This is a genomic window from Pirellulales bacterium (assembly GCA_019636345.1).
Taxonomy (GTDB): Bacteria; Planctomycetota; Planctomycetia; order Pirellulales; family Lacipirellulaceae.
Map to the genome: position 1 here is coordinate 167,630 of JAHBXQ010000006.1, position 13,281 is coordinate 180,910.

A 13,281-nucleotide genomic window follows, 5' to 3' on the forward strand; every position below is an offset into this window, starting at 1 on the left:
CACGCTCTCATGGTCGGATGAGCAGGAAAGGCAACCCCAAAGGCGCAAGTGCCGCCGTTGATTCGGGCTCGCTCTGCGTCGAGTCCTTCGTGCCCTTATGGTCTCTCACGCCGAAGGGATCTCTAACTCGCCAGGGTTCCGCAGATGCTCACCTCCAACCCCAACTCCGCTGCCAGGGACGCCTTGGCGAGCATCGCGCGGTCGGCCGCATCGGCGTCCGTGGCGTAGGCAACCTGGATGTGATTGCTCTTGTGGCGGGCCATCATCTGGTCGCGAGTAACGCCGTACGTCACCGCGTGCATGATCGGCCATTGAGAGGTCGTATCACGCCAGCGGCGCTCGGTCTCTTCCAGCGGAAGTTCAATGGCCTTGCCGCGGCCGAGGTCCATCTTCAACCGGCTCTCTTCAACGTAAATTCGCGACCAGACGATCTCTCCCGGCTTGGAGATCCCCTTGATCGTTCCGCCGCCGTTGGGGAAGTACATCGCGGGTTGGCGCTCGCTGGTCGCCCCTTTCCAACCTCCGGCGAAGTGTTCGGGGGGGACGCTGCCGCTGATTTCAAACACCCAGACGTACTCGTCGGTTGTCCCTGACCGGTCCCGATCGCCCCACCGCAGGTCGTGCAGCGTGTTCTCCACGGGCTGCCCCATGGCGCGATGGAGGCGGTACGTCAACAGCCCGTCGAGCCCCGCGCATTCATCGACCTCGTTGAAGTGCGGCAGCGGCTGGTTTTCGTACAGTACGCGCTTCCCGTCGCGGCTCCGCACGGGCGGCCGGGCCGAATTATTGAGCGTCCCCTCAACCAAGTCGCTCGCGGGAAGCAGGTCTTTGAGCCCCTGTTGGTACTGAATGCCAATGCAGTCGCAACCAAAATCGTCGGCGATCCGCACTGCGGCGACGTACATCTTGCACTGCAGGCGAATCTGCTCGTCGGTCAGGTGCTCGGCGTGATTGGGGCCTGTTTGGAATCGCATTCCGGCGTCTTCCATCCACATCCGCACCGCGTCGGCTTCGGCGTCGCCGACCTGGGTCGTTTCGTAGTACAGAGCCGATTGGCTCAGCCGCTCCTTGAACACGCCAGTGGGGTTGAGCAGGTGATCGGGGATGATCGCGTTGAACATCCCCATGCAGCCTTCGTCGAATACGCCCATGATCGCCTTGTTCCTGCGCAGGTCGGCGGCCAGCGATTGAGCCAGTTGCCGCTCGGCGTCGCCGACGCTGACGGCCGACAGCGGCCGCACGTGCGAGAGATCGTGCTCGACTCCGCGCCCCTCGAGCCAGTCGGCGAGCTTCTGCCGGAACCCAGCTTCGGCGAAGTCGTCGGCCCACAGCGTTGCGTACGGGACCCCCGCCTTGGTCAGCGAGCCGTTCAAATTGAGCATTCCCACCAGCCCCGGCCACGTCCCCGACCAGTTGGCGAGCGTCAGGATCGGCCCGCGGTGCGTGATCAGTCCCCCTAGCAGGTGATGCGAGTACTGCCACACCGCTTCAGCGACGATCAGCGGCGCCGCGGGGTCGAGTTGCCGGAACACGGCGAGCCCCTCTTTTTGCGAGCCGATGAACCCGTGCCGCTCAGCCTCCTTGTAAGGGTGCGCCCGCACGACGGTCCATCCAGCCGCGGCGACCGCCTCGGCGATCGCCTGCTCCATGGCGTGCTGAGCGGCCCAGCAGTTTTGATTGGCCGACAGACGCAGGTCGCCGTTGGCCATCAGGTAGACGTGACGGGGCGGCAAGGCCGCCGGCTCAGCAGCCGCGGGAAGTTCGTATGTCATGGCTCGCTGACATGGGGAGAGAAGGACGGATCACGGACAAGCAGCAGGCAATCCCAGGCAGCTGGCAATCCGCCGAATGGATTGCCTCGGAAGCCCCGATTATGCCTGCGCGAAGCCGACCTGTTAATACGCTGAAGCGCCCTGCAAGTGCAGGTTCTCCGGGCTATTCGCCAAGCTAACCCGTGACGGTTGCAGACGGCCGACCGTTTTCTGCAAAGCAGCGGGGGAACCTGCTTCTCCCCGTTCTCTGGCTCTTTAGAATCGAGAGAGGCGACGCGTCGGCCCCATTCGACGAATTTGCGTCCTTCTGCTCCGTACTTGTCCGTTTGCCTTCCTCGTACTGCTGGCTTGCGCCGATGCGTTTATTCCTTCGCCAACTCCTGTTCGCGACCGGGTGGGGGATTGCGGCGCTAGGGCCGACGACTGCGGTCGCTGCAGAGCCAGTGGAGTTTGATCGGCAGATTCGCCCGATCCTCTCGGACAAGTGTTTTCACTGCCACGGCCCCGACGCGGAGACGCGCGAGGCCGACTTGCGGCTCGACACGCCGCAGGGGCTGCTTGAAAGCGTCGTCTTGCCAGGGGCGCCCGAAGAGAGCGAACTCATTCGCCGGATTTTCAGCGAGGACGAAGACGAACGCATGCCCCCGCCCGAGACCGGGCTCTCGCTTTCCGCGGACGAAAGGGAACGCTTGCGGCAGTGGGTGCTTGCGGGCGCCACGATGACAGCACACTGGGCATTCGAGAACTTGCCGCGCCAGACGCCGCTGCCGGAACTCGCGGATCCAACTCTGGCCGCGTGGGCCAAGCGCGGAATCGACCGTTTCGTCGCAGCCCGATTGGCGAGCGAAGGACTGCAACCGTCGCCCGCGGCGGACCCGCTCCGCTGGTTGCGGCGGTCGTCGTTCGATCTCACCGGGCTCCCCCCCGAGGCGCGCGATATTGAGCGGTTCGAGACTGAACTGGCTCGGCAAGGCGCCGAGGCTGCCTATTCAGCGGCAGTCGACCGGTTCCTCGCCTCGACGGCCTACGGCGAACACATGGCGATCGGCTGGCTCGACGCGGCTCGGTACGCCGACTCGTACGGCTACCAGTCCGACCAGCTCAACTCGCAATGGCCGTGGCGGGACTGGGTCGTCCGGGCGCTGAACGCCAACATGCCATACGACCGGTTTCTCACACTGCAACTGGCCGGCGACCTCGTCGCCACGGCCGACCGGCGCGAGGCGCAGGACAACCAACTCGCGACCGCTTTGAACCGCCTTCACCGCATGACCAACGAAGGGGGCTCGATCCCCGAGGAGTGGTTGCTGGAGAATGCCGCAGATCGAACGAACGTGTTCGGCACGGCGGTGCTCGGGCTCACGCTGGAATGCGCCCGTTGTCATGATCACAAGTACGATCCGATCACGCAGCGCGACTACTTCTCGATCTTGGCGTTCTTCAATGCGATCGACGAAAACGGGCTCTACGACCACGCCTCCAAAGTCCCCGCGCCTTCGCTCCTGCTGTTGGACGACGAGCAACAAGTCGAGTACGACAAGCTCGTCGCCGCTCGCGAAGCCGCCGAGTCAGAGGCGGCGGCGCTCGCGACTCGCTCTCCGCGAGACGAGCATTACCAGGCGTGGCGCTCGACACGGGAATCAGCCATTAAAGCTCCCGCCGAGGATCTTCGCGATTGTGCGGGGCGGTTCGAGTTCGAGGGCGACCTGCAGAAGCTCCGTAATCTGGCGGACCCAGCCCAAGCGGCGATCGAAGCGACCGGCGTCGCTCCCTGCGAAGGTCGTTGCGGGCAAGGGATCGAGTTTGACGGTGATTCCGGAATAGAGTTCCCCGGGTTGCTCGCCGTCGATCACTGGGACCCCTGGACGCTCGACCTTTGGCTTCGCGACGCGGTGCAAGACGAGCGCCCGGTCGTGCTCGCCCACCGCACGTTCGGAACCGACGTGGGTTACAACGGCATGGACGTGATGCTCGAAGGGGGCCGCGTGGCGGTGCGGATCTACCGGGTATGGCCGGGGAACGGATTCGGCGTACAGACGAAGTTGCCGCTGCTGCGCGACCAGTGGCAGCATCTGGCGGTCACCTACGACGGCTCTTGCGGCGCCGAGGGAATCAAGATCTACGTCGCCGGTCGCCCGGTCGACGTCGATGTGTTGCGCGACCGTCGCATCGTCAAATCGGCGGCGACCAAGGCCCACGGCGCGGGCCACTTCGCCCTCGGCGCTCGATTTCGAGACCGCGGATTTCGGGGAGGGAGGATCGACGACCTGACGGTCTTTCGCCGGGCGCTCGCTCCCTTGGAGATCGCCGAGTTGCACGACCCCGGCTCCATCGTTGCGGCGATCGCCAGCGGCGCGCACGATAAGCAACTCCGCGAGTACTACGTCGCCGCCGTCGACGAGCCGTTGCGAACCGCCCGCGAGGAACTGCGCTCCGCACGCCGCGCTCAGGCCGAGTTCGAGGAGAACTTGCAGGAAGTTGCCGTCATGGCCGAGTTCATCGATCCGCAAACCCGCCAACGACGCGTCCCCCGAACGACTCACGTCCTGCAGCGTGGCGCCTACGACGCTCCCAAGACCGCTGCGAATCAAGTCGATCCGGACGGTTTTCAACAGATTCTGCCTCCGATGCCGGCGCCGCGACTGGGCGAATCTCGGACCCGCGCCGACCTGGCCGACTGGATTGCCGACCCCGATCATCCCCTGACGGCGCGCGTGTTCGTGAACCGGCTGTGGGCGAACTTCTTCGGCCGGGGCCTGGTCGCGACGCCGGAGAACTTCGGCAGCCAGGGCGCCGCGCCGACGCACCCCGAACTGCTCGACTGGCTCGCTCGCGACTTCGTCGACCATGGCTGGGACGTCAAGCGACTCTGCCGGCAGATCGTCCTTTCGGCGACCTATCGACAGGACTCGCGGGCAGACGCCGCTCTGCGCCAGCGCGATCCGGAGAATCTGCTGCTGGCGCGAGGCCCTGGCTTTCGCTTGTCGGGCGAGCAGCTTCGCGACCAGGCGCTTGCGGCGTCGGGGTTGTTGGTTCGCGACTTGGGGGGGGCCCCAGTCTCGCCCTATCAACCGGGCGAAGACTTGTGGCGCGAGGCGAACGCCATGTCGCCGCCTTATCAGCAATCGGTCGGCCAGGCGCTCTATCGCCGTTCGCTGTACTCGGTGTGGAAACGGACGGCGCCGCTTCCCAATATGATCGCCTTCGACGCGACGACTCGTGAAGTGTGCACTATGAGTCGTTCGCGGACGAACACGCCGCTGCAGGCGCTGGTGCTGCTGAACGACGTCCAATTCGTCGAGGCCGCCCGGGCGTTGGCGGTTCGCGTTATGCGGCAGGGCACGGGAACCGCCACCGACGATGCAGCGGCGGAGAGGCGCTTGGCAAAGGCGTTTCTTCTGACGACCGGCCGGCCGCCGGAGGAACGAGAGTTGACGCTACTGCGAGAGTTATACGACGAGCAACTGGCGATCTTTACGGCGGCGCCCGCGGAGGACGTCGCGGGCTTGTTAAAACTGGGCGAGTTCGCCCCGGACGTCCCTCCCTCCCCCGCTCTGGCGGCGATGACCGTCGCCTGTCAGGCGATCCTTAATCTCGACGCGACGATTATGCGGCGGTGACGAATGCTTTTCCGAATAATTGGGCCAGACAGAAACCGCGGGGCAATGCGGATTTCGTCGGAAGAAGTTGCTGAGTCGAATCGCATGTCGGCAGAGACCGCGCCCTTATCGCTTGTTGTTATCCCTCGTGACTCCTGAGTCTGCTGCGGCTGCTCAAACGAAATTCCACAGCGATCAATCTATCTATGAGCCTGTCGCCATCGCACCTGCCGAATGATTGGTCGCTCCGCGTGACGCGGCGGCATTTTTTCGGCGCCGGCGCCGGGTTGCTTGGCGGGGCCGCGCTGGGGTCGTTGCTCGCCGGGGCGCCGCGGGCGATCGCAGCCGGAGACTCGCCGGGAACGCCCGACTTCCTGCTCCCCGGGGTTCCCAAGGCCAAGCGGATCATCTCCCTGTTTCAATCGGGCGGTCCGTCCCAGGTGGATCTGTTCGATTACAAGCCGCTCTTGAACGAGCGGCACGGCGAGCAACTTCCCCCGTCCGTCCGCGCCGGCCAGCGACTCACGGGGATGTCGGCCAACCAATCGTCGATCCCGCTGGCCGGATCCCCGTTCAAGTTCGCCCGGTACGGCGAGTCGGGGGCTTGGCTGAGCGACCTTCTGCCCCATCATCGGCGGATCGTCGACGATTTGTGCATCGTCAAGTCGATGTACACCGAGGCGATCAATCACGATCCCGCGATCACATTCTTCCAAACCGGGTCGCAAATCGCCGGACGTCCCTCCATGGGGGCGTGGTTGTCGTACGGCCTGGGATCGACCAACGAGAACCTGCCGGCGTTTATCGTCCTGGTCACCGCCGGACAGGGGGATCAACCGCTCTACGCCCGGCTATGGGGCTCTGGGTTCCTCGACTCGCGTTATCAGGGGGTGCAGTTCCGTGCCGGCAAGGACCCGGTGCTCTACCTGAGCAACCCCGACGGGGTCTGCCGCTCGGGCCGGCGGGCGATGCTGAACAAGCTCAGCGAATTGAACCGCGTGCAGTTCGAGGCGGAACTCGATCCCGAAATCGAGTCGCGGATCGCCCAATACGAAATGGCATTTCGCATGCAGACGAGCGTCCCCGAGGCCACCGACCTGTCGAGCGAACCGGACCACGTGTTCGAGCTTTACGGCCCCGACAGCCGCAAACCCGGCACGTATGCCGCGAACTGCCTGTTGGCCCGCCGGCTTGCCGAACGGGGAGTCCGATTCATCCAGCTCTACCACCAGGGCTGGGACCAGCACGACGGCCTTCCCAAGGGGATCCGCAATCAGTGCGAAGAAACCGATCAAGCCTCTGCGGCGCTTGTGCTCGATCTGAAGCAGCGCGGGATGCTCGACGACACCCTGGTCGTGTGGGGGGGCGAGTTCGGCCGCACGAGTTACTCGCAAGGCAAGCTTACCCCCGAGGGATTCGGACGCGATCACCATCCGCGGTGCTTCACGGTTTGGCTGGCCGGCGGCGGCGTGCGGCCGGGGATCAGCTACGGCCAGACGGACGAGTTCGGCTACAACATCGCCGACGCGTCGGGAAAGCCGATCTCCCCCGCTAAAGAAGGTTTCACCCCAGGGGCGGTTCATGTCCACGATTTGCAGGCGACAATTCTTCGCCTGTTGGGGGTCGATCACACGAGGCTCGCCCATAAATATCAAGGTCGTCGGTTCCGGTTAACCGACGTCCACGGGCATGTGGTCTTGGATCTCGTGGTTTAGGTTCCGCCCAAATCTCGGGCAATCTGGAAGCGATAGCTGGGTCGGCTAGCCGCCAAACGATTGGCTTGCAGGATAGGTCGAAGGCCGCCGAGGTGCGGTCAGCGAGCCCCCGCGGCGGGGGTATCCCGGGAGAAGGGGGCTTGCCGGCGTTGCAGGCAGCCGGGGCGTTGATGCGGCATTGCGGACTTCTATTGCAACTGCAATTCCTTGCCGCCCAGAAGCCAAGCAGCCTATCCTGAATTTTGCGGAGATATGCCGCAGATCGTTGCAGGGATGCTGGCTTGTCGTACTCCTCCACCTTCCGAATAACCCGGGCCGACCCCTCGGCCTGACGGGGCTGTCCATGAGGCGTTTTCTGCTGGTTCTGGCAATATCGTGCGGAGCCGCCCAGGCCGTGGCGGACTCACCACCCGACCAGGGACGAGACCCCGCCTACGAACGGGTCATCGCCGACCGCTCCGAGAAGATTGTCGCCCAACTTGGGCTCGACGACGCGGCGTGCGCCAAGCGAGTCGCCGGGATCGTGACCGACCAGTATCGCAGTTTGAGCAAGCTCCACGCCCGACGTGACGAAGCCACCGACTCCGCCGCCAAGCAAGCCGTTGAATTGGAACTTTTCAAACTCCATCGGTCGTTCGTCGCGCGGCTGGGCGTTGAACTCACCCCCGCTCAAATTGACGGGGTCCGCGACGGCATGACGTACGGCGTCGTCCGCGGTACGTACGAGCGGTACGCGGCGCTGCTGCCGGAACTTACCGACGACGATCGGCGTCAAATCAAATCGTGGCTCCTCGAAGCCCGCGAGTACGCCATGGACGCCGGCTCAAGCGACGAAAAGCACGAATGGTTCCGCAAGTACAAAGGGCGGATCAACAACTACCTGTCCCAACGCGGTTTCGATCTGCAAGCGGCCGAAGAGCGCGAACGATTGGCCAAGAATCGCTGACAATAACGAGCCTGAAATGAACCTCTGTTTCAGGCTGCTCCCCGACGAACCTCCCGGCGCTGCACGGCGCCAGCATTGCGACGCTGCTTGATGAAGCGATATACCCTCCGCAGACGTGCCGGAATGACGCTGACGATCTGGGGATCGCTCGCGGGGTTCGCGGCTGCGCAGTATCCGACGATCACCCCCGACGTTGCGGCCGAGTCGGCGCGGCGCTACGAGGCGATGCGGCGTCGATCTGACGAAGCGTGGGCCAAGGCCAAGCCGCTTGTCGACCAGGGAGAATCCCGAGGCAAACCCTACATCCCTTGGGCGAAGAAGCCGTCCGACCTCCCTCAGGCGGAGATCCCCGCGTTCCCCGGGGCCCAAGGGGGGGGCATGTACAGTTTCGGCGGGCGCGGGGGGAAGGTGTACGTCGTCACGAGTCTGGAAGACCGCGGCCCCGGCACATTTCGCGAAGCCCTTGAAGCGGGGGGCCCGCGGTTCGTCGTATTCAACGTGGCCGGGATCATTCAGCTTAAAGAGCGGATCGTCGTCCGCGCCCCCTATTTGACCATCGACGGCGGCAGCGCCCCTGGCGACGGCGTTTGCATCGCGGGCGATACGGTCGAATTGGAGACCCACGACGTCGTCATCCGCCACATGCGATTCCGTCGCGGCGCGACCTGGGTCGGCGATCGCAACGACTCGATCGGCGGCAACCCGATTGGCAACATCATGGTCGACCACGTTTCGGCGAGTTGGGGGCTCGACGAAAACATGTCGATGTACCGCCATATGTACGACCCCGGCGACGGCTCGCCGGAGCAGAAGCTCCCTACGGTGAACATCACGATTCAGAACTCGATTTTCAGCGAAGCCCTCGACACGTACAACCACGCCTTCGGCAGCACGATCGGCGGATACAACAGCACGTTCCACCGAAATCTGTGGGCGTGCAACACCGGGCGCAATCCTAGCGTGGGGATGATCTACGACTTCACGATGGTCAACAACGTGCTGTTCAACTGGCGGCATCGCACGGTCGACGGGGGCGATCACCGCAGTTACTACACGATTCTCAACAACTATTTCAAGCCGGGACCGGCGACGCCGCGCGACCGGCCGATCGGTTGGCGGGTGCTCAAGCCGGAGAAGCGACGCAGCCCGGGTTTCAACCTCGACTTCGGCAAAGCGTACGTCGTCGGTAACGTCGTTGAAGGAAATCCTGCCGTCACGGCCGATAACTGGAACGGAGGGGTGCAGATCGAGGACGGCGAACTGTTCGCAAGCCCTGATCAAATGACGACCAAGGAGGCTCGTTCGCAGAAGGCCCCGCCGACCCCTGAGGAGCGTCGAGCCCGGGCCGAGACGCTCCGCCAACGGGTGCTGGCCGAGGTGCGAGCCGACGCGCCGTATCCCCATGCGTATCTCACGGTGACGTCGGCCGCGGTGGCGTACGAGTACGTGCTGGCCAACGCCGGCGCCACCCGACCGCGCCGCGATCCTGTCGACGAGCGGATCATCGCGGCCGTGCGGACAGGCGAGGTCTCTCACCCCGAGGGGCAAGGAATCATCACCGACGTCGAACAAGTAGGCGGATACCCCGAGTACGCGGGCGAGCCGTACTCTGACCGCGACTCCGATGGCATGCCCGACGACTGGGAACTTGCCAACGGCCTGAACCCCGACGATCCCGCTGACGCAGCCGGCGACAAGAACGGCGACGGCTATACGCACATCGAGGATTTCCTCTACGGACTGGACCCCAACGCTCTCTACGTCCCCTGGAGCGCACCGCGAACCTATCAGGACGTGTTTTGGAACTTTTGAAGCCGTAGCTCCCAGCGCATTGCCAAGGCTCGGCTTTGCACCCACCTGTAGCTCAACTGGATCCCGACCCCCGACCTCTCTCCCCATGTCACGACTCATCGCCACGTACCTGATCGAAACGCCGATCGCGCCGGAGACCGCTGCCGCCGCGCTCGCGGGCGAGCAGTCGTCGGGGACGTTCGTGGCCGTGCCGGGGGAGACGGAGTCGCTCAAGGCGCGATTCGCCGCTCGGGTCGAGTCGATCGAGGAACTCGGCGTCGTCGACGCCCCCAGTCTGCCGGGAGGGCGCGAGAATCCCCGCGGAGAATACGCCCAGGCGATCGTGCGGGTCTCTTGGCCGGTCGAGAATTTCGGGACCAATCTGCCGGCGATCGTCTCGACCGTGCAGGGAAATTTGTACGAGCTGCCCCACTTCACCGGGCTGCGGTTGCTGGATCTCGATTTCCCGGCGTCGTTTGCCGACAGCTTCGTCGGCCCTCGGTTCGGCGTCGCCGGGACCCGCCGGTTGTGCGGCGTCGACGACCAGCCGCTTATCGGCACGATCATCAAGCCGAGCGTCGGGCTCGCTCCCTCAGACACGGCCGACATGGTGCGGATGCTGGTCGCCGCAGGCGTTGACTTCATCAAGGACGACGAACTGATGGCCGACCCGCCGCACGCGCCGTTCGACGAGCGGGTCCGGGCGGTGATGCAGGTCGTCAACGACCATCGCGACCGCACCGGCAAGCAGGTCATGGTCGCCTTCAACATCAGCGACGAACTCGATCGCATGCAGGCGCATTACGACGCGATTCTCGCTCACGGCGGCTCGTGCGCCATGGTCAGCCTGAACAGCGTCGGCCTCGCGGCGGTCAAGAAGATGTGCGACCGCGGCGAATTGGCCGTCCACGGTCACCGCAACGGCTGGGGGATGCTGACGCGATGCCCGTCGTTGGGAATGGACTTCCGCGCCTATCAAAAACTGTGGCGGTTGGCCGGGATCGATCAGATTCACGTCAACGGCATCGCCAACAAATTCTGGGAACCGGACGACTCAGTCGTTGCGTCGATCTCCGCCTGCCGCGAGCCGCTCCTGGGAGGGATGGAAATCTTGCCGGTCGTCTCGTCGGGGCAATGGGGCGGACAGGCGTTCGAGACTTATCGCCGGACGAAGACCTTGGACTTGCTCTATCTTGCCGGCGGCGGGGTGCTGGCCCATCCCGGCGGTCCGGCCCAAGGGGTCGCTGCACTGCAGCAAGCGTGGCAAGCCGCGGCCGCGGGGCTCGATCTGCACCAAGCCGTCCGCGAGTTCCCGGCGCTCCGTGCCTCGGCCGAGAAGTTCGGCAGGCTTGCCGTCGCCTCCCGCAATTCGTCCGTGACGGAGGCCGCCCTGTCATGAGCGAGTTGCTGATCACCTATTTGGCGGACGACCTTACCGGCGCGACCGACGTGCTCGAGCAACTGACCGGGGCCGGGGTGCGCACCGTCCTGTTCTTCACTGCGCCTGACGCGACGACGCTCGCCCGATTTCCCGGCGTGCAAGCCATCGGAGTCGCCGGCACGGCTCGATCCTTGGGGGGCGAGGCGCTCGACCAGGAGATTCGCCCTGCCCTGGCCGCGCTTGCCGAGTTTCGCGCCCCCGTGTGTCACTACAAAGTCTGTTCGACGTTCGATTCCTCGCCCCGTCGCGGCAACATCGGCCGCGCACTCGAACTCGGCCGCGAGGTGTGCCGTCCCGCGCTGGTCGCGGTGCTCGGAGGGAGTCCGTTGTTGAATCGCTACTGCGTCTTCGGCAACTTATTCGCCGCCGGCGCCGTAGCAGTCGACGGATCGGCCTATCGGCTCGATCGCCATCCCACGGCAAGCGTTCACCCCGCGACCCCAATGACTGAGAGCGATCTCCGCCGGGTGTTGGGCGAGCAAACGAATCTCCGCATCGAGTTGTTCGACGTGCTGCAGTATCGTCGCTCGACTGACGAGCAGCGGGCCTTGCTCGCGCGGCTCCAGTCCGGCTCCGCCGCCGTGTTGTTCGACGTTCTCGAGGACTCGCACCTTGATTGCTTTGCAGCCTTGATTGAAGATTCTGCGAGTTCCGCCGCACCGGCGTTTGTCGTCGGCTCGTCCGGCGTCGAGACCGCCCTTTGCCGGCGTTGGTCGCGCGCCGGGCTGATCCCCGCAAGCGCCGCCTGGGACGAAGCGACTCTGCAGCAAGTGCTGGTCGGCTCGGGGAGCTGCTCGCCCGTGACAGCCACCCAGATCGATTGGGCGGTCCGGTCCGGTTTCGCCGAGGTCGCTCTCGACGCCCCTGCCCTTGTCTCCGCCGCGTCGACGTCGGGCGCCCTCGACCGAGCCTGTGCGGCCGCTTCGGAGCACTTGGCAGCGGGACGCAACGTGGTGGTCCACGCAGCCAAGGGCCCCGCAGACGGCCGGATCCGCGCTACGCGAGCCGCGTTAGGGGACGCTGCCGGAGCGCGATCCGCCGAAGCGCTGGGGCGCGCTATCGGTCAGTTGATCGACCGCTGCCTCGAGCATTCTCCCCGGACGCGGGTCTGTCTTGCCGGCGGAGACACGTCGAGCTTCGCCGCCCGCGAACTGGGGATTGAAGCCCTTGAGATGGCCCGTCCCTTATCGCCCGGGGCGCCCGTCTGCCGGGTCTCGGCCCCAGGTCGTGCCGCCGATCGCGTCGAATTCACGTTCAAGGGAGGTCAGGTCGGCGCCGAGCCGTTCTTTGGCCAACTCGCCGGAGGAGGACGCTGACATGGCCGACAGCGCCGAGCACAAGACCAACGGCAGCGCGAAGCGAAAAGTCGTGGCGATGATCCACACCTCGTCGACGCTCGAACCGGTGTTCGAGCGGATCCGCCGCGAGAAGGAACTCGACTTCGACATCGTGCACATTATCGACGACTCGATGATCAGCGACGTGATCGCCCAGGGAAATCTCTCGGCCGAGACCTCCGACCGCGTCTGCCGGCATATCGCCGCCGCCGAGCAGGCGGCCGCCGATTACATCATGGTCACGTGCTCGTCAATCGGCACGGCGGTCGACCAAGCGCAGGCCGGGATTCGCGTTCCGGTGATGCGCGTCGATCAACCGATGGCCGATCGGGCGGTGCTGCTGGGACGACGGATCGGCGTCCTGGCAACGCTGCGGACGACGCTCGACCCGACCTGCGAACTGATCCGCCGGCGCGCTCAGGCGATCGGCAAGGAAATCGAGATCGAGGCCCAGGTCTGCGACGGGGCGTTCGACGCCTTCCGTCAAGGGCGCTTGGCCGATCACGACCAGGCGGTCGTCGCAGCGCTGCGCAGCCTGGCTCAGCGCGTCGACGTGGTCGTCCTTGCTCAGGCGTCGATGGCCCGGGTCGCCGAGTCGATGCCGGTCGGCGAGCTGAAGGTTCCGGTCCTGTCGAGTCCGACCCTGGCGATGGAACATCTGGCAAGCATCATGTAGGCTT

Annotated in this window: 8 protein-coding genes; 7 read left to right on the forward strand and 1 reads right to left on the reverse strand. The window is 65.1% G+C overall.

The annotated features are described in order from the left end of the window. Positions 1–122: 122 nt before the first annotated feature. The gene (locus KF688_15250; protein ID MBX3427033.1) at positions 123–1,772 is read right to left on the reverse strand and encodes a fucose isomerase; all 1,650 of its coding nucleotides are present in this window, start codon (positions 1,770–1,772) and stop codon (positions 123–125) included. A gap of 356 nt (positions 1,773–2,128) precedes the next feature. On the opposite strand from KF688_15250, the gene KF688_15255 reads away from it, so the two are divergent. From KF688_15255 to KF688_15285, 7 genes are all read left to right on the forward strand, one after another. After that, positions 2,129–5,392, forward strand: coding sequence for a DUF1553 domain-containing protein (locus KF688_15255; GenBank protein ID MBX3427034.1), 3,264 nt, complete (start codon positions 2,129–2,131; stop codon positions 5,390–5,392). A gap of 185 nt (positions 5,393–5,577) precedes the next feature. Next, a complete protein-coding gene (locus tag KF688_15260; protein ID MBX3427035.1) occupies positions 5,578–7,086 on the forward strand; it encodes a DUF1501 domain-containing protein in 1,509 nt (502 codons plus the stop codon). Positions 7,087–7,429: 343 nt separating this feature from the next. Beyond that, on the forward strand, positions 7,430–8,032 hold the full coding sequence (locus tag KF688_15265; protein MBX3427036.1) for a DUF3826 domain-containing protein: 603 nt from the start codon (positions 7,430–7,432) through the stop codon (positions 8,030–8,032). A 123-nt stretch (positions 8,033–8,155) separates the two neighbouring features. Further along, entirely contained in the window at positions 8,156–9,844 is a 1,689-nt protein-coding gene (locus tag KF688_15270; protein ID MBX3427037.1) for a hypothetical protein, read from the forward strand. 85 nt (positions 9,845–9,929) lie between these two features. Then, positions 9,930–11,222, forward strand: a complete 1,293-nt coding sequence (locus KF688_15275; GenBank protein MBX3427038.1) for a ribulose-bisphosphate carboxylase large subunit family protein — start codon at positions 9,930–9,932, stop codon at positions 11,220–11,222. Then, a complete protein-coding gene (locus KF688_15280) occupies positions 11,219–12,580 on the forward strand; it encodes a four-carbon acid sugar kinase family protein (GenBank protein ID MBX3427039.1) in 1,362 nt (453 codons plus the stop codon). The genes KF688_15275 and KF688_15280 overlap by 4 nt, the downstream gene beginning before the upstream one ends. 1 nt (position 12,581) lies before the next feature. Beyond that, complete coding sequence (locus tag KF688_15285) at positions 12,582–13,277, forward strand: hypothetical protein (protein ID MBX3427040.1); 696 nt, start codon at positions 12,582–12,584, stop codon at positions 13,275–13,277. Positions 13,278–13,281: the final 4 nt, after the last annotated feature.